This is a genomic window from Serratia symbiotica (genome assembly GCF_000821185.2).
Taxonomy (GTDB): Bacteria; Pseudomonadota; Gammaproteobacteria; order Enterobacterales; family Enterobacteriaceae; genus Serratia; species Serratia symbiotica.
Genome location: NZ_CP050855.1, coordinates 3254393 through 3272590, shown reverse-complemented (window position 1 = coordinate 3272590; position 18198 = coordinate 3254393). Strand labels below are relative to the sequence as shown.

Below are 18198 nucleotides of genomic sequence, written 5' to 3'. Positions count from 1 at the left end.
CGCCATTTTTCAATTTTCAGCTTGTTCCAGATTGTTAAAGAGCAAAATACTTCACAGCATACTGCTGCCAGTACACTCTGAAGTAGTGAAACACCGCACTCGGACTTTATGGTGGAGCTAAGCGGGATCGAACCGCTGACCTCCTGCGTGCAAGGCAGGCGCTCTCCCAGCTGAGCTATAGCCCCATACTGTCACTTGCAGAGACCTTTGAGATCACAACTTCTTTTCTAGGCAAGGCATGGTGTTGCGACGCATATTTCAATATGCGAGCGGTACTATGACGCAGCATAGAAGAGAAGTGGTAGGCCTGAGTGGACTTGAACCACCGACCTCACCCTTATCAGGGGTGCGCTCTAACCACCTGAGCTACAAGCCTATTAAGGTATTTCTGCTCGCTACTTTCATCAGACAATCTGTGTGAGCACGCCACACAAATCAATATCTTTCGGTAAGGAGGTGATCCAACCGCAGGTTCCCCTACGGTTACCTTGTTACGACTTCACCCCAGTCATGAATCACAAAGTGGTAAGCGCCCTCCCGAAGGTTAAGCTACCTACTTCTTTTGCAACCCACTCCCATGGTGTGACGGGCGGTGTGTACAAGGCCCGGGAACGTATTCACCGCAGCATTCTGATCTACGATTACTAGCGATTCCGACTTCATGGAGTCGAGTTGCAGACTCCAATCCGGACTACGACGTACTTTGTGAGGTCCGCTTGCTCTCGCGAGGTCGCTTCTCTTTGTATACGCCATTGTAGCACGTGTGTAGCCCTACTCGTAAGGGCCATGATGACTTGACGTCATCCCCACCTTCCTCCGGTTTATCACCGGCAGTCTCCTTTGAGTTCCCGACTTTATCGCTGGCAACAAAGGATAAGGGTTGCGCTCGTTGCGGGACTTAACCCAACATTTCACAACACGAGCTGACGACAGCCATGCAGCACCTGTCTCAGAGCTCCCGAAGGCACCCCTCCATCTCTGGAAAGTTCTCTGGATGTCAAGAGTAGGTAAGGTTCTTCGCGTTGCATCGAATTAAACCACATGCTCCACCGCTTGTGCGGGCCCCCGTCAATTCATTTGAGTTTTAACCTTGCGGCCGTACTCCCCAGGCGGTCGATTTAACGCGTTAGCTACGGAAGCCACCCCTCAAGGGCGCAACCTCCAAATCGACATCGTTTACAGCGTGGACTACCAGGGTATCTAATCCTGTTTGCTCCCCACGCTTTCGCACCTGAGCGTCAGTCTTTGTCCAGGGGGCCGCCTTCGCCACCGGTATTCCTCCAGATCTCTACGCATTTCACCGCTACACCTGGAATTCTACCCCCCTCTACAAGACTCTAGCTTGCCAGTCTCAAATGCCGTTCCCACGTTGAGCGCGGGGATTTCACATCTGACTTAACAAACCGCCTGCGTGCGCTTTACGCCCAGTAATTCCGATTAACGCTTGCACCCTCCGTATTACCGCGGCTGCTGGCACGGAGTTAGCCGGTGCTTCTTCTGCGAGTAACGTCAATGCAATGTCTTATTAACACATTACCCTTCCTCCTCGCTGAAAGTGCTTTACAACCCGAAGGCCTTCTTCACACACGCGGCATGGCTGCATCAGGCTTGCGCCCATTGTGCAATATTCCCCACTGCTGCCTCCCGTAGGAGTCTGGACCGTGTCTCAGTTCCAGTGTGGCTGGTCATCCTCTCAGACCAGCTAGGGATCGTCGCCTAGGTGAGCCGTTACCCCACCTACCAGCTAATCCCACCTGGGCACATCTGATGGCGTGAGGCCCGAAGGTCCCCCACTTTGGTCTTGCGACGTTATGCGGTATTAGCTACCGTTTCCACTAGTTATCCCCCGCCATCAGGCAGTTTCCCAGACATTACTCACCCGTCCGCCGCTCGTCACCCAGAGAGCAAGCTCTCTTGTGCTACCGCTCGACTTGCATGTGTTAGGCCTGCCGCCAGCGTTCAATCTGAGCCATGATCAAACTCTTCAATTCAAAGCTTGATATGCTTCAACTTGTGAAGCGCTGCTCAAAGATTTACTGCATGAATGTTACTTCAGGTAGTCACTCTTCAAGACTTGATATTTTTTCGTCCCAACAGGGACGGGATATCGTCTTGTGGAGTGCCCACACAGATTGTCTGATAAATTGTTAAAGAGCGGTAAGTCAGCCGCAGCACGGCGGCAAACTTGAGGTGGCGTATACTACGCTTTCCCTCTGAAGAGTCAAGCCATTATTTTGACTTTTCCCTTGCTGATCCGGCAGCGTATCTGCCGAAATACCGGGCCAGTGGGGGCGCATTATAGGGCGTTCTCGGCAGCCCGCAACAGGTATTTTTTAAAATTTCATCAACCGTTTAATGTTTAACCAAAAACCTGCTAAAGCGGCAGTGCCTCCAATGTTTTGAAACCATATCTCTGTAAAATGGGCAATAAAGCATCCGTATTTTCATCTAGTGCCATGCAATACGCCAGATTGTCTTCTTGAGTCGATAATAAATTTTCCTGCGTCGAAATAAGCCAGGCGGTGCGACGGGCAATAGCGGCACCGGAATCCACCAGCCGGGTACCTTCAGGCAGTACAAGTGTCAGTTCTTCTGCTAATAATGGGAAATGGGTACAACCCAGCACTACGGTATCCGGCGGCTCGCTCATCTTCAGCCACGGATGCAGGATCTTCTTCAACGTTACCAGCGGTACGGTTTCACCATGCAGCTTAGCTTCCGCCAATTCCACCAATTCAGAAGAACCCAGCAGTTCGATTTTGCAGTCAGTAGCGAAGCGGGCGATCAATTCGTGGGTATAACTGCGTTGAACAGTGCCTCGCGTGGCCAGCAAGCCAACGATACCGTTGGCGGTAAGACGGGCGGCGGGTTTGATGGCAGGCACAACACCCACAACCGGGAAACTGAAGCGTTTGCGCAATGCCGATAGGGAAATGGTACTGGCGGTATTACAGGCGATAATCACCATTACCATAGGATGGCGTTGTTGCACCGCGCTGGTAATCTCCAGCACACGTTCAACAATAAACTCTTCAGATTTCTCGCCATAAGGGAACGCCACGTTATCAAAGGTATATATATAGTGGAGATCAGGCAGCAGTTGCCGAACCTCCTGATACACCGACAACCCACCAACGCCAGAGTCAAATACCAGCACAGTCGGGCGGGGAGTTGTGGTACTGCTAGAAAGTATCGCTTCCTGTGAGGTAGTATTCCCTGCCTGGCGTAACGTAGCCATAAGCCGTCTCATGATTTTTATCAAACAGGTTGGCAATTCTACCACGAACTATCAGATGAGATGTGACCAGATACCAAACTGCGACATCCTATAGGCTAACGCCGCCGAGTTCTCAATCGTTACGAGTGACGCCGGAAGTTGGTGCCAGCAAGGAAGCAACCGGCCCGGGGCGATGACTCCACACAGTCTCATACAGAATAAACGCAACAAAACTGGACTTCATTGGTTGATTCCCTACAATCCCCGCTGATCAACTTTGCTCGACGAGAAGAAAATCATGACGCCCGATAATTTGCCGATTGAACGTTACGATGATCAACTGGCGGAGAAAACCACCCGGCTAAAGACATTGCTGGCACCGTTCATGGCACCCGAACCGGAGGTGTTCCACTCACCAGTGAACCATTACCGCATGCGCGCCGAATTCCGTATCTGGCATGATGCAGATGAGATGTACCACATCATGTTCGATCAGCAGACTAAGCAGCGCTTGCGCGTCGATCAGTTCCCCGCTGCCAGCAAGTTGATCAACCGCCTGATGGGCGCGCTGATTGCTGCCATCAAGCCGAACCCGGTGCTGCGCCATAAGCTGTTCCAGATCGATTATCTGTCGACGCAAAGCGGCAAAATCATCGCTTCGCTGTTGTATCACCGCAAGCTGGACGAAGCCTGGCAGCGAAACGCCGAACAGCTGCGCGACGATCTGCGCGCCCAGGGTTTTGACCTGCAACTGATTGGCCGCGCATCGAAGATGAAAATCATGCTCGATCAAGACTTTGTGGACGAAGTTCTGCCAATCGCTGGCCGCGATATAATCTACCGCCAGGTGGAAAATAGCTTCACCCAGCCCAATGCGGCGATAAACGTACAAATGCTGGAGTGGGCGTTGAAGGTAACCGCAGATTCAAAAGGCGATCTGCTGGAACTGTACTGCGGCAACGGTAACTTCTCGCTGGCGTTGGCACGCAACTTCGAACGGGTATTGGCTACCGAGATAGCCAAGCCTTCCGTTGCAGCGGCGCAGTACAACATCTCGGCTAACCACATTGACAACGTGCAAATTATCCGTATGGCGGCGGAAGACTTTACGCAGGCGATGAATGGAGTGCGCGAGTTTAACCGGCTAAAGGGCATCGATCTGAGCGGCTACAACTGCGAGACGATTTTTGTCGATCCGCCGCGCAGCGGGCTGGATGACGATACGATAAAAATGGTGCAGGCTTATCCGCACATTTTGTATATCTCATGCAATCCGAAAACACTGTGCGCCAATCTGGCAACGTTGCAGGAAACACACCAGATCAGCCGCCTGGCGCTGTTCGACCAATTCCCGTATACCCACCATATGGAATGCGGCGTACTGCTGGAAAAACGCAGCTAATATAACCGAGGTGCCAATGCGGCACCCCTGATTTATCACTCTTGGGCATTTTCATTCAGCGCCTTGCGCGCCTTAAGTTTGAACCCTATCCAAAACACCAGCGCCACGCAGAGGATAGACGGCAAGAAATTGGAGCCAATTTGCGGGTGCTCCACACGCATGATGACACTGTACAGCAGCAACCCCAGCAGGAAACAAGCAGCGGCCAGCTTCGGCGTGCCATCTAGCATGGCGCGATTCAGATAAAGTTGATGCAGGCAGTAAACTGCCAGCAACAGTGCAATTATCGGGAAGACTGAAAACGGCACCACCGAGCTGAACAAGGCGGCGAACGAACCGTTGATCGAAAAGCCGACAATCAACGTTAGCAGTAAGGTGCCATTCTCACGGTCGGGTTTTTCCATCACTTTTACCTTTTTATTTACACGTGGAACACAGGAGCTTTTTCTTGCTCACGGCGATACCAGTAATAAGCACCTTTGGAAATCATCCGCAATTGCAGCACTAACCGTTCTTCCAACTGTCGCCGTTGTTCAAGATCAATATCCAGCGCTTCTGCGCCCGCGCTGAACACGATAGTCACCATGGCTTCCGCCTGCGCTTCGGTAAAGCTGCGCGGCATGTGGTTTTCCAGCTCAAGATAATCCGCCAGTTCGGCGATAAAATGCTGGATCTCTCGCGCTACCGCCGCACGAAATGCAGAGGAGGTGCCAGAACGTTCACGCAGCAGCAAGCGAAATGCATTAGGGTTGTCGCCGATAAACTCCATAAAGGTGGAGACGGAAGTACGGATCACGCTGCCGCCCTTGGCGATGCGCTGGCGCGCCTGACGCATCAACTGACGCAACATCAGGCCACTCTCATCGACCATGGTCAGTCCTAACTCATCCACATCACGGAAGTGGCGATAGAACGAGGTAGGCGCGATCCCCGCTTCGCGTGAAACTTCCCGCAGGCTTAGGCTGGCAAAGCTACGTTCGGCGCTCAATTGACTGAATGCGGCTTCGATCAGAGATCGACGCGTCCGCTCTTTTTGTTGTGCTCTGACGCCCATATGCATATCCAGAGTAAGTTACATTCCATCAGTCTAACGCCTTAAACTCGGCAATAAAGCAAATTTTATTGCAACAGCATTAGACTAATGCGCTCAATCACAGTTCCGGCCTAAACCGACTATGTTCTGCCCCAAAAAGCCTGATGGTGATTGGGTCATATAACGCTATGATGTTAGGATACCGTTATGATTTTGTATAAAAATAGGGCTTTCCTGCATGCAACAACACTATCAATTTGATGCCATTGTAATTGGTTCTGGCCCTGGTGGTGAAGGTGCCGCTATGGGGCTAGTGAAACAGGGCACCCGTGTAGCTGTTATCGAACGCTACAATAACGTCGGCGGTGGATGTACCCATTGGGGCACTATCCCATCCAAAGCCCTCCGCCACGCCGTCAGCCGCATTATCGAGTTCAACCAGAACCCGCTTTACAACAACTCACGCACGCTCAGCGTGACATTCCCTGACATTCTACGCCACGCCGACAACGTCATTAATCAGCAAACCCTTATGCGCCAGAGCTTCTATGACCGCAATCAATGTAAGCTGTTCGTCGGCGAGGCACGCTTTATCGATGCTAACACTGTCAGCGTCAGTTATATAGACGGCACCCAAGACACCATCCGTGCCGACCATATCGTGCTCGCCTGCGGCTCGCGCCCTTACCATCCGGCGAACGTCAATTTTAACCACCCGCGTATTTACGACAGCGACTCGATCCTTGAGCTGCACCACGAACCGCGCCATGTGATTATTTACGGTGCCGGGGTCATCGGCTGCGAGTACGCTTCGATTTTCCGGGGCTTGAATGTCAAGGTGGATCTGATCAACACCCGTGATCGCCTGCTGGCGTTCCTCGATCAGGAAATGTCGGATTCCCTGTCTTATCATCTCTGGAACAACGGTGTCGTTATCCGCCACAACGAAGAGTTCGAGCAGATCGAAGGCACTGAAGACGGCGTGATTATTCACCTGAAATCAGGCAAGAAAGTGAAGGCGGACTGCTTGCTTTACGCCAATGGCCGTACTGGAAATACCGATTCATTAGGGTTGGAAAACATCGGTTTGGAGCCTGACAGCCGCAGCCTGCTGAAAGTGAACAGCATATACCAAACCACACTGCCGCATGTTTATGCGGTAGGTGATGTGATCGGCTACCCAAGTCTGGCATCAGCCGCCTACGATCAGGGTCGCATTGCCGCGCGGGCCATCACTGCCAGCGAAACCAAAGGCCATTTGATCGAAGACATTCCAACCGGTATCTATACCATTCCGGAAATTAGCTCCGTCGGCAAAACAGAGCAAGAACTGACGGCAATGAAGGTGCCATACGAAGTGGGCCGTGCCCAGTTCAAACATCTGGCACGCGCACAAATCGCCGGGATGAACGTTGGCTGCCTGAAGATCCTGTTCCATCGTGACACCCTGGAAATCCTTGGTATCCACTGCTTTGGCGAACGTGCGGCAGAGATCATCCACATCGGCCAAGCGATCATGGAACAGAAAGGTGAAGGCAATACTCTCGAATATTTCGTTAATACTACCTTCAACTATCCAACCATGGCCGAAGCCTACCGAGTCGCCGCGCTAAACGGCTTAAACCGCCTGTTTTGACCCGTTGCTGATGTAGTTCTGCATGTGTTCGCGGATCGCCTCAGCCAATTGTTCATAACGGCTGCGCAACGGGGAACCGGGGCGGTACACCAAGGCAATGGTGCGCTTCGGTTCAGGTTTGTAGCAGTCCAGATAGCAGATACCATCACGCTCCCGCTGCGGCGGCACGGCCAGCAAAGGCAGCAATGTGATGCCGCTGCCAGCCGCGACCATATTGCGCAGCGTTTCCAGGCTGGTGGCACGAAAGTGGGTATCCTCGTCCGCACCTGCCTGAAAACAAAAGCCCATTGCCTGATCGCGTAGACAGTGGCCATCTTCTAACATCAGTAATTTCTCTCCCGCCAAATCTGGCATCGCCACACGCTCACGCTGCGACCAGGGGTGGTCAGAATATATCGCCAGCTTCATCGGTTCATCAAACAGCGGTACTTCGATAAAGGCTTCCGTTTCCTTCACCTGCGCCAGAATGGCACAGTCCAGCTTGCCGCTATCGAGTTGAGCCAGCAGCGACTGAGTTTGTGCTTCGTGCAGATACATTTCCAGCTTGGGAAAAGTGTTATGTAACATTGGGATGATTTGTGGCAGCAGATAAGGCCCCACAGTCGGGATCAGGCCGATATGCAGCGGCCCAGACATAGCTTCGCCTTGCTGGCTGGCCATCTCTTTCAAGACTTTGACTTCACGTAGCACGGTACGCGCCTGTTCCACTAGCAACAAGCCTGCTTGGGTAAACAACACTTTGCGGCTGGTACGTTCGAGCAGCATCACGCCCAGCTCGTCTTCAAGTTTGCGGGTTTGTCCGCTGAGCGTGGGCTGGCTGACATGGCATGAATCGGCGGCACGGCGGAAGTGCCGATGCTCAGCCAAAGCGACCAAGTACTCTAAATCACGAATATTCATTGTATCCCTCCAATCCATGATAATTGATGGCAATAAATAAGATATCAATGAGTGATTAGAACTATCAAGCACTAGTCTTAATAAATTGATACAGTGCTAAAAGATAAAAAATTATTTTGATAATCATAAGATTAGTTAATGTTCCACACGTTATTTTCCATACCATAATCATTACTGCCGATTACGGTGACATAATCTCCTGAGCTATCGCAGTAAAAGACAATACCAGCACTGTGATCGCATCGATATTCGCAACGGATTAAAAAGTGACGCCAAAGCCCCTGCAACACATTTAAGGGACTCACCCCGTATGGCTGTTATAAATCGTTTTGATTTCCCCCTTTAACTTTCGCCACGATACACCATCGACGTGTCGCACCGTTGATACTTCTCTTCTCGCGTGGCACTGACCCCGTTAAATGACCCCACGCATAGTAGACCTTCAGTAAGCGCCAGGCGAACTCACATTGTTAACAAAACTCCGCTATCGCATTCTCACCTCATTCAATAAAACGCCCCTGAGGTGAAAGAGGGTAAAACGGTATTCTCACAGTGAACAGCAACAATTACATTATTTTAATCACACAACGCGGATTCACCGTTCGGTTACGAAACGCCTTCAGGCGACCACAAAGAAAGTTGTCGCCACCTGAAAGACAACGCTGAATAAGCGGTATACCCGCTCACCTTTGAAAGCAGGTATCGCGCATCTGGAACGTGACGATGAAGGTTCCTTAAACCAAGAGACGGCTAATACTCCCCAATGAAAAGGGTGTTCCGAAGCCTGAAAAGTGAATGGATACCGGGCGTGGGATATAGCGCTCTCCATCACGCCTCACAGGATATCCGGTGCTGGCTGCACAGTGGATACAACCAGGTGCATCTACACAAGCACAACGGCGAGTTATCGCCGCGAGTATGAAAATCAATGGAAAGAGACTACGCAGGAGTCCTGATTTTGTGATCCACTACAGTTTAAACCAAACGCTGCTTCGTTGCGGCAATCGCTGCGGCAACCTGCTGTGGAGCAACTCCACCTTTGGCGGCACGCTTGTCCAGACAGGATTGTAACGCCAGGATCGGGTATACGTCGTCGCCGATTACCATGCTGAACTTTTGCAAATCGGCCAGCGGCAATGCTTCCAACGCCTTGCCCTGACGGATCGCTTCCATTACCGCCTCACCAACAATATGGTGCGCCTCACGGAACGGCACACCCTTGGCGACCAAATAGTCCGCCAGTTCAGTCGCGTTGGCGTAACCCTGCTCCGCCGCTTCTTTACAACGCAGTCGCTTCACCTGAATACCATCCAGCACCAACGCTGCCATTTGTAGGCAGTCCATCCAGGTGTCAAGCGCATCAAATAGCCCCTCTTTGTCTTCCTGCATATCTTTGTTATACGCCAGCGGCAAGCCTTTCAGCGTCATCATCATGCCGGTCAACGCACCCTGTACCCGGCCACATTTGCCACGGATCAATTCCAGCGCATCCGGGTTTTTCTTCTGCGGCATCAGCGAAGAGCCGGATGTCACGCGGTCAGACAGCTCCACAAAAGCCGCTTCGCCACTGTTGAAAAAGATAAGATCTTCGGCAAAGCGCGACAGGTGTACCATGCTGATAGCAGCGTTAGACAGCAGCTCTAGCACGTGGTCGCGATCGGAAACACTGTCCAGGCTGTTACTGGTCGCCGAGGCGAAGCCTAACCACCCAGCAAGCTGCTCACGATCAATCGGGTAGGCGGTTCCAGCCAGTGCACCGCTGCCCAGCGGGCTAACGTCCAAGCGTTTTAAGGTGTCTTGTAGGCGGCTTGCGTCACGTGCAAGCATCTCCACATAGGCCAGGCACCAGTGGGCAAAAGTCACCGGCTGCGCGCGTTGCAAATGGGTGTAACCCGGCATCACCGCGTCCTGATGGGCTTCGGCTGTTTCCACCAGCACCTGTTGCAGGTGCACGATGCCATGATGCAGTTGGCTGACCTGTTGTTTGCACCATAGTTTTAGATCGGTCGCTACCTGATCATTACGGCTACGGCCAGTATGCAGTTTTTTACCCAAATCGCCGACTTTGTCGATCAGCTTTTGCTCCAACCAACTGTGAATGTCTTCCGCATCGCTGTTGACGATCGCCGACGGATCAGCCTGCACCTCTGCCATTAGCACGCCTAGCGCCTGCTCTAGCCGCTGTTGCTCCGCCTCTGTCAACACCTTGACCGTCACCAGCGCTTTTGACCAGGCCACAGAACTCATAATGTCCTGCTCCGCCAGGCGATAATCGAAACGCAGAGAATCGTTTAATTGTTTGAACCGTTGATCCGCCGCCTGTGTGAACCGTCCACCCCAAAGTGCCATACTTTTATTCCTGAATTTTATGCGTGTAAAAGCGCAGCATGCTGCGCCCTTACCTATAAGTTGCAGCGTTGTTGGCTGCGTCGCTTACCCCATGCATTCACTTACTTAAGTAAACTCCTGAGGCTTCCCACATTTGCCGCCTAGCGGCAACGCTAAAAAGTTATTTGTTCTTTTTCTCGTTCAACGCACGGATGCGGGAAGACAACGAGAATAGGCGGATAAAGCCACCAGCGTGGCGATGATCGTAAACCTCATCTTCACCGAAGGTGGCGAACTCTTCAGAGTACAGGCTGTTGGTGGATTTCTTTTGGATCACCGTCACTTGGCCTTTGTATAATTGCAACACTACTTCGCCGTTGACCTCTTTGGCCAGCGCCTCGGCAGAAGCCTGCAATGAACGGCGCAACGGGGCGAACCAGCGGCCGTCATACACCACATAAGACATTTCCAGCCCCAGTTGCTCGCGCCATTTGAAACTATCACGATCCAGCACCAGTTGCTCAACGCCGCGCAGCGCCGCTACCATGATGGTGCCGCCTGGGGTTTCGTAGCAGCCACGGGATTTGATGCCCACCAGACGGTTTTCCACGATGTCGATGCGGCCCACGCCATGTTTAGCGCCCAGTAGGTTCAGGGTTTCCAGACACTTGTACGGGGATTGATGCTCGCCATTCACTGCTACTACGCGGCCTTTTTCCACGGTGACGGTCACCTGCTCCGGCTGATCCGGTGCTTCCTGCGGGTCTACGGTCCACACCCAGCAGTCTTTATTCGGCGCGTTCCACGGGCTTTCCAATACGCCGCCTTCCGTCGAGATATGCCAGGCGTTTTCATCACGGCTGTAGATTTTCTCCAGCGATGCTGTGGTTGGAATGCGGCGCTCTTTCAGGTAATTCAGCAACGCCTCGCGAGAACGCAGGTTCCACTCACGCCAAGGTGCGACTACTTTCAACTGCGGTGCCAGCGCGGTGTAGGTGGTTTCGAAACGCACTTGGTCGTTGCCTTTACCCGTCGCGCCGTGGCACAGCGCATCGGCACCGACTTTCAGCGCTAATTCAACTTGGGCTTTGGCGATGATTGGGCGCGCCATCGAGGTACCCAGCAGGTAGCTACCTTCATATAACGCGCCGGTCTGCAACACGGGGTAAACGTAATCTCGGATAAACTCTTCTCTTAGATCAACCACATAGCACTCTGAGGCACCGGATTGCAGGGCTTTTTGCTCTATGCCTTCCAGATCGCTGCGCTCCTGGCCGATGTCTGCGACAAACGCCACCACTTCACAACCACCATGATTTTCTTTCAGCCATGGAATGATGGCCGAGGTATCTAAGCCGCCAGAGTACGCCAGAACGATTTTTTTGATGCCTTGATTTTGCATGATCTATTCCTTTTTAATTCTAAATTTAAGCGAGGATCCGGGTGCCAATGGGCACGCCGTTAAACAGAGCAGGAAGCTGATCGGCATGACGCCAACTGGCAATATCCACTGACCGATCCAGGGTGCGGGCAGCATCAAGCGCCGCATTCACCTTCACCACCATACCATCGGTGATAATGCCCTGGGCAATCAGTTGTTCCGCTTTCTGCGTGGTTATTTGCGTGATGCGCTGCCCTTTGCCATCAAGGATGCCGCTGACATCCGACAGCAGGATCAAATCCGCGTCCAACGTGGCGGCCAGGGCCGTTGCCGCTTGATCAGCGTTTATATTCATTAACTGCCCATCGGCGGTAATGCCGATGGAGCTGATTACTGGAAAATAGCCAGCATCCAGCAGGGTATTGAGCAATGCTGGCGAACCCGGCTGCACATTGCCGACATGGCCCAGTGCCGCATCAAGTTGGGTCACTGTGACGCTGCCGCCATCTGCTAGGCTTAGACCAACCGCATTAATCCGCTGTTTTATCGCCCACGCCAACAGTGTTTTGTTGGCGGTGCCAGCCAACGCGCCGGTAATAATGTCGATCTGATCGGCAGGGGTCACCCGCAGGCCATTTTTCTTCACCACGGGCAGGGAAAGCTGTTTCATCAGATCATCCACTACGCAGCCACCACCGTGCACGATAATCAGTGGGCGTTGATGCTGCTGAAGGTAGCTATCCAACGCGGTAAACAGGCGATCCAGTGCTTCTTCACTGCCTAATAACATGCCACCTAATTTGATAATTAACGGGTTCATCGTTTTACTCATACTGGTTTAAAAGAGTGACTGGGTTTCCGGGAAGCCGAAACGGATATTCAGGCATTGCACCGCCTGAGCGGCTGCGCCTTTCAGCAGGTTGTCTTCTGCCACTGCGGCGATCAGGTGCTCGCCCTGCACTGCAAAGCCGATGTCGCAAAACGGCAGGCCGATCACCGCTTTTAACGCTGGCATGCCTTGGTCGTACAGCCGCACCAGCGGTTTGCCATCATAGGCAGCGTGATAGACGCGGGCCACATCCTGCACAGCCACGCCAGACTTCAAACGGCAGGTAATGGTTTCGAGAATACCGCGCGGGAAGTGAGCCAAATGTGGCGTGAAGATCACCGGTACACCCAGGTGCGCGACGATTTCTGGGTGGTGACGATGGGTGAAAACGCCATACGGTTGTAGGCTTATCTCGCAGAAGCTGGTGGTGATGTTGGCTTTGCGACCAGCACCGCTGACACCACTGGTGGCGTTGATCACCGGCCATTGGTCAAGGTTTAGCAGCGCTTGATCAATGAGCGGTTTTAGCGCCAACTGAGCCGCCGTTGGGTAACAACCCGGCACGGCGATCAACTGCGCCTGTTTGATCTGTTCACTCTGCCATTCCGCCAGACCGTACACCGCCTGATCCAGCAGATCGTCGTGCTGATGTTCGAAACCGTAATACTGGCGGTAAAAACTGGCGTTGCGCACACGGAAGGCAGCGGAAAGATCGAAGACCACGCAGCCTGCCGCCAGAAACACTGGCGCGATATCGTGACTGACTTCATGGGCGGTGGCGAGGAACACCACGTCGATACCTTTGGCCGCTTGCACAACATCAACCAATGGCTGCAGTGGGAGATCGACAATGCCTTTCAACTGAGGATGCAGATCGGAGAGCAACTTTCCTGCATCTGCACTTTGCGCTGAAACCGCTAAAGCGGTTATGTTCATGCATGGGTGGCGATTGAGGTAAGCCGTCAGCTCTGCTCCGGCATAACCACTGGCACCAACAATCAGCGTATTCAACATGGGGCTGTTCACCTTTTTGGCTAATGTCTTGTTGTATTCAAGGGGGCACCCGCGATGTTGCGCAGTTCACCCACAGAGTAGTCGAGCATTGATGTTTTTATAACCATCTGAGTGCCGGGTTTCCTTATGCCCTAATTTAATGTATTTTTATTCATTAAAATTGCATGAATATTGATACTACCCTCACCAAAGGCTGTCAACAGTGAAGATGAAATTACCGCCATTTATTGAGCTGTACCGGGCATTAATCGCCACTCCTTCGATCAGCGCCATCGACAGCGCCCTCGATCAAAGTAATGAAGCATTAATCAACTTACTGGCTGGATGGTTTGCCGATTTGGGTTTTCACGTCAACGTACAACCAGTGCCGGACTCCCGCAATAAATTCAATCTGCTGGCCAGCTACGGCGAAGGCCACGGTGGCCTGCTGTTAGCCGGCCACACCGATACGGTGCCTTATGATGCAGGCCGTTGGACGCGCGATCCTTTTACCCTGACAGAACACGATAACAAGCTGTATGGCCTAGGTACCGCCGACATGAAAGGCTTCTTCGCTTTTATTCTGGATGCGGTGCGCGATATCAACGCCGCCAAGCTGACCAAGCCGCTGTACATTTTGGCCACCGCAGATGAAGAAACGACGATGGCTGGTGCACGCTATTTCGCCGCTTCTACTGCCATTCGCCCAGATTTTGCCATTATCGGCGAGCCGACCTCACTACAACCAGTGCACGCGCACAAAGGCCATATCGCCAATGCCATTCGCATCGTCGGCCAGTCTGGCCACTCCAGCGATCCGGCGCGCGGTGTCAACGCGATCGATCTGATGCACGGATCCATTGGTCAACTGATAGCGCTGCGCAACACGCTGCAACAACGTTACAACAATCCAGCCTTTGCGGTGCCTTATCCCACCATGAACTTTGGCTATATCAATGGCGGTGATGCAGCCAATCGTATCTGCGCTTGCTGTGAGCTGCATCTGGACATCCGCCCACTGCCGGGCATGACACTCGACAATATCAACCAGTTGGTGCATCAGGCACTAGAGCCGATCAGCCAGCGTTGGCCAGGCCGCCTCACCATCGAGGAACTGCACGCCTCAATTCCCGGCTACGAATGCCCGACCGATCACCCCATGGTGGCAGTGATTGAGCAGTTGTTAGGCACCCATATTCAGGCCATTAACTACTGCACTGAAGCGCCGTTCATTCAGCAATTGTGCCCAACATTGGTACTTGGCCCTGGTTCCATCAATCAGGCACATCAACCGGACGAATATCTTGATATAGGGTTTATCGAGCCAACCCGTACATTGCTGGGGCAGTTGATAGATCATTTTTGCTATCAGTAAATTTAGGGTAAGTAGGGGAATCATCGTATGATCCCCCTATCGCCAAATAAGCATAAAAAGGCTGAAATAAGCCTGGCTGATCACCGGAACACCGTAATTGAATTTCAGAAAATATGCCGATTTTGATGTTTTTTTGCTAAAAATAGTGTCAATTGACCATGGGGCAAACATGTGGTGCGCCGGAAACAGGCGCTCTTTGTCTAATGCGTGAAATTGACTTACCAGACAAAAAGTCATCGACCCCATTGATTTCAAATTGCAGCCAGGCGGTAAGCACATGCCTCCTTGGACGCTTGACTCCAACAAGTGACCAGAGTGATAAATCAGCCGGGACAAATCGGTCGGGAACCGATTCAAATGCCGCAAAGCAGCAGCCCGAAGGGGCGTGGGCCATTTAACTCAGTGAAGCCAACGCCACTGCGGTTTGAAAGATGAAGGGTAAATACAGAACTGGGCCAGGGGTTATATGAACGAACAATATTCGGCAATGCGCAGTAATGTCAGTATGCTCGGCAAATTGCTCGGCGATACTATTAAAGAAGCGTTGGGTGAGCCTATTCTCGACCGCGTTGAAACTATCCGTATGCTTTCCAAATCTTCACGCGCCGGTAACGAAGCGCACCGTCAGGAACTGCTCTCCACATTGCAAAACTTGTCCAACGACGAGCTGCTGCCAGTGGCGCGTGCCTTCAGTCAGTTTCTCAACCTGACCAACGTTGCCGAGCAGTACCACAGCATTTCGCCCAACGGCGAAGCCGCCAGCAATCCAGAAGCGCTGACTCAGTTGTTCACCCGGCTGAAGGATAAAAAACTCAGCACCAAAGAGTTGCAAGACGCCGTGTCCCAACTTTCCATTGAGCTGGTGCTGACTGCGCACCCAACGGAAATTACCCGCCGTACCTTGATCCACAAACTGGTTGAGGTCAACACCTGCCTCAGCCAACTCGACCATAACGATTTGGCTGACTACCCGCGTAACAAGATCATGCGCCGCCTGCGTCAGTTGGTGGCCCAGTGTTGGCACACCGACGAGATACGCAGACATCGTCCTTCGCCTATCGACGAAGCCAAGTGGGGCTTTACGGTAGTGGAAAACAGCCTGTGGGATGGCGTGCCGGCCTTCCTGCGCGAATTCAACGAACAGCTAGAAAACTCTATCGCTTACAGCTTGCCAGCGGAAGCGGTGCCGGTACGCTTCACTTCCTGGATGGGCGGCGACCGCGATGGCAACCCAAACGTGACCGCCGAGATCACCCGCCACGTTCTGCTGCTCAGCCGTTGGAAAGCCTGCGATCTGTTTATCCGCGATATTCAGGTGCTGGTGTCCGAACTGTCGATAACCGAATGTACGCCAGAATTGCTCGCCCTCGCTGGCAACGGCGAAAAGCAGGAGCCGTACCGAGAAATAATGAAACGGTTGCGCAGCCAATTGATGAGCACCCAAGCCTATCTGGCGGGTCAACTGAAGGGCGAGCGGGTATTGAAGCCACGCGATCTACTGGTAAATAACGACCAGTTGTGGGCCCCCCTGTACGCCTGCTATCGGTCGCTACAGGCCAGCGGCATGAGCATCATCGCCAATGGCCAGTTACTGGATACCCTGCGCCGCGTGCGCTGTTTTGGCGTGTCGCTGGTGCGCATCGATGTGCGCCAGGAAAGCACCCGCCATACCGAAGCCATTGCTGAGTTGACCCGCTATCTGGGCTTGGGTGACTATGAAAGCTGGTCGGAAGCCGATAAACAAGCGTTCTTGATCCGTGAGCTGAACTCCAAACGCCCACTGGTGCCACTGAGGTGGGAGCCAAGTGCTGACACTCAGGAAGTGTTGGAAACCTGCCGGGTGATCGCCGAAGCACCTCAGGACTCAATCGCCGCCTATGTGATTTCGATGGCACGTACCCCTTCCGATGTGCTGGCAGTGCATCTGCTGTTGAAAGAAGCCGATTGCCCATTCGCGCTACCGGTCGTGCCGCTGTTTGAAACCCTTGACGATTTGAACAATGCCGACGATGTCATGACCCAACTGCTGAATATCGACTGGTATCGTGGCTTTATTCAGGGCAAACAGATGGTGATGATCGGCTATTCCGACTCGGCGAAAGATGCCGGCGTGATGGCGGCATCTTGGGCGCAGTATCGTGCGCAGGATGCGCTGATCAAAATCTGTGACAAAGCCGGAGTGGCGTTGACGCTGTTCCACGGGCGCGGCGGCTCCATCGGCCGGGGTGGGGCACCTGCGCATGCGGCGCTGCTGTCACAACCGCCAGGCAGCCTGAAAGGGGGCCTGCGCGTTACTGAGCAAGGTGAAATGATCCGCTTTAAATTTGGTCTACCAGAAGTCACCATCAGCAGTCTGGCACTGTATGCTGCCGCCATTCTGGAAGCCAACCTGCTGCCGCCTCCGGAACCGAAGAAAGAATGGCGCACGCTGATGGACGAGCTATCCGAAACCTCGTGCAACATGTACCGCAACTATGTGCGTGAAAATCCTGGCTTCGTGCCGTACTTCCGCGCCGCGACGCCGGAGCTAGAGCTGGGCAAACTACCGTTAGGTTCGCGCCCGGCCAAACGCCGACCAAATGGCGGTGTAGAGAGCTTGCGCGCTATACCGTGGATCTTCGCCTGGACGCAAAACCGCCTGATGCTGCCAGCCTGGTTGGGTGCCGGTGCCGGTTTGCAGGAAGCCGTGAAAGCCGGCAAGCAAAACCATCTGGAAACCATGTGCCGCGACTGGCCATTCTTCTCTACCCGTATTGGCATGCTGGAAATGGTGTTCGCCAAGGCCGACCTGTGGCTGGCGGAATACTACGATCAGCGCCTGGTGGGCAAAGCGCTATGGCCGTTGGGCCAGCAGTTGCGCCACCAACTGGAAAGCGACATCAAGGTGGTGTTGACCATCGCCAACGACGCGCACCTGATGGAAGACCTGCCGTGGATCGCCGAATCCATTGCGCTACGCAATGTGTATACCGATCCGCTGAATGTCCTACAGGCCGAACTGCTGCACCGCTCACGCCAACAAGAGCACCCCGATGCACGGGTTGAGCAGGCGCTGATGGTCACCATCGCTGGCATCGCCGCCGGAATGCGCAACACCGGCTAGA

General features: G+C 53.2%; 12 protein-coding genes, 2 tRNA genes, 1 rRNA gene and 1 pseudogene. 4 read left to right on the top strand and 12 right to left on the bottom strand.

Translation table 11 applies throughout. The features are described 5' to 3' along the window. Window positions 1–109: 109 nt before the first annotated feature. The 4 genes from SYMBAF_RS16145 to murI form a co-directional block, all read right to left on the bottom strand. Window positions 110–185: transfer RNA gene (locus SYMBAF_RS16145), tRNA-Ala, on the bottom strand. Window positions 186–299: 114 nt separating this feature from the next. Then, a tRNA-Ile gene (locus SYMBAF_RS16140) sits at window positions 300–376 on the bottom strand. Window positions 377–449: 73 nt separating this feature from the next. Then, a 16S ribosomal RNA gene (locus tag SYMBAF_RS16135) occupies window positions 450–1991 on the bottom strand. A 383-nt stretch (window positions 1992–2374) separates the two neighbouring features. Further along, complete coding sequence (gene murI / locus SYMBAF_RS16130; RefSeq protein WP_040263957.1) at window positions 2375–3238, bottom strand: glutamate racemase; 864 nt, start codon at window positions 3236–3238, stop codon at window positions 2375–2377. A gap of 277 nt (window positions 3239–3515) precedes the next feature. On the opposite strand from murI, the gene trmA reads away from it, so the two are divergent. After that, window positions 3516–4619 (top strand): tRNA (uridine(54)-C5)-methyltransferase TrmA, encoded by a 1104-nt coding sequence (trmA, locus tag SYMBAF_RS16125; RefSeq protein ID WP_040263958.1) that lies wholly within the window; start codon window positions 3516–3518, stop codon window positions 4617–4619. 35 nt (window positions 4620–4654) lie between these two features. Here the strand turns inward: trmA and SYMBAF_RS16120 are convergent, their stop codons facing one another. Both SYMBAF_RS16120 and fabR read right to left on the bottom strand, forming a co-directional pair. Then, window positions 4655–5023 carry a YijD family membrane protein gene (locus SYMBAF_RS16120; protein ID WP_040263960.1) on the bottom strand — a complete coding sequence of 123 codons (369 nt, stop codon included), beginning with the start codon at window positions 5021–5023 and terminating at the stop codon, window positions 4655–4657. A gap of 17 nt (window positions 5024–5040) precedes the next feature. Beyond that, the gene (gene fabR, locus SYMBAF_RS16115) at window positions 5041–5673 is read right to left on the bottom strand and encodes an HTH-type transcriptional repressor FabR (protein WP_040263962.1); all 633 of its coding nucleotides are present in this window, start codon (window positions 5671–5673) and stop codon (window positions 5041–5043) included. 217 nt (window positions 5674–5890) lie between these two features. Here fabR and sthA point away from each other — a divergent pair, with 217 nt between their 5' ends. Beyond that, window positions 5891–7288 (top strand): Si-specific NAD(P)(+) transhydrogenase, encoded by a 1398-nt coding sequence (gene sthA / locus SYMBAF_RS16110; protein ID WP_040263964.1) that lies wholly within the window; start codon window positions 5891–5893, stop codon window positions 7286–7288. Here sthA and oxyR read toward each other — a convergent pair. The 6 genes and pseudogenes from oxyR to argC form a co-directional block, all read right to left on the bottom strand. Continuing rightward, window positions 7271–8188 carry a DNA-binding transcriptional regulator OxyR gene (gene oxyR, locus SYMBAF_RS16105; RefSeq protein WP_006708269.1) on the bottom strand — a complete coding sequence of 306 codons (918 nt, stop codon included), beginning with the start codon at window positions 8186–8188 and terminating at the stop codon, window positions 7271–7273. The two genes, sthA and oxyR, sit on opposite strands and share 18 nt — an antisense overlap. Window positions 8189–8489: 301 nt before the next feature. After that, window positions 8490–8632: pseudogene (locus SYMBAF_RS18570) on the bottom strand (hypothetical protein); the annotation flags it as partial. 531 nt (window positions 8633–9163) lie between these two features. Continuing rightward, complete coding sequence (gene argH, locus SYMBAF_RS16100; RefSeq protein WP_040263967.1) at window positions 9164–10537, bottom strand: argininosuccinate lyase; 1374 nt, start codon at window positions 10535–10537, stop codon at window positions 9164–9166. 160 nt (window positions 10538–10697) lie between these two features. Next, on the bottom strand, window positions 10698–11918 hold the full coding sequence (locus SYMBAF_RS16095; RefSeq protein WP_006708271.1) for an argininosuccinate synthase: 1221 nt from the start codon (window positions 11916–11918) through the stop codon (window positions 10698–10700). 25 nt (window positions 11919–11943) lie between these two features. After that, a complete protein-coding gene (argB, locus tag SYMBAF_RS16090; protein ID WP_040264069.1) occupies window positions 11944–12717 on the bottom strand; it encodes an acetylglutamate kinase in 774 nt (257 codons plus the stop codon). Window positions 12718–12735: 18 nt separating this feature from the next. Next, complete coding sequence (gene argC, locus SYMBAF_RS16085) at window positions 12736–13740, bottom strand: N-acetyl-gamma-glutamyl-phosphate reductase (RefSeq protein WP_040263969.1); 1005 nt, start codon at window positions 13738–13740, stop codon at window positions 12736–12738. Between the two features lie 208 nt (window positions 13741–13948). Between argC and argE the strand changes: the two genes are divergently transcribed. Next, window positions 13949–15094: an acetylornithine deacetylase gene (gene argE, locus SYMBAF_RS16080; protein ID WP_040263971.1), complete on the top strand. Its 1146-nt coding sequence runs from the start codon at window positions 13949–13951 to the stop codon at window positions 15092–15094. A 466-nt stretch (window positions 15095–15560) separates the two neighbouring features. Then, window positions 15561–18197, top strand: a complete 2637-nt coding sequence (gene ppc, locus SYMBAF_RS16075; protein ID WP_040263975.1) for a phosphoenolpyruvate carboxylase — start codon at window positions 15561–15563, stop codon at window positions 18195–18197. Window position 18198: the final 1 nt, after the last annotated feature.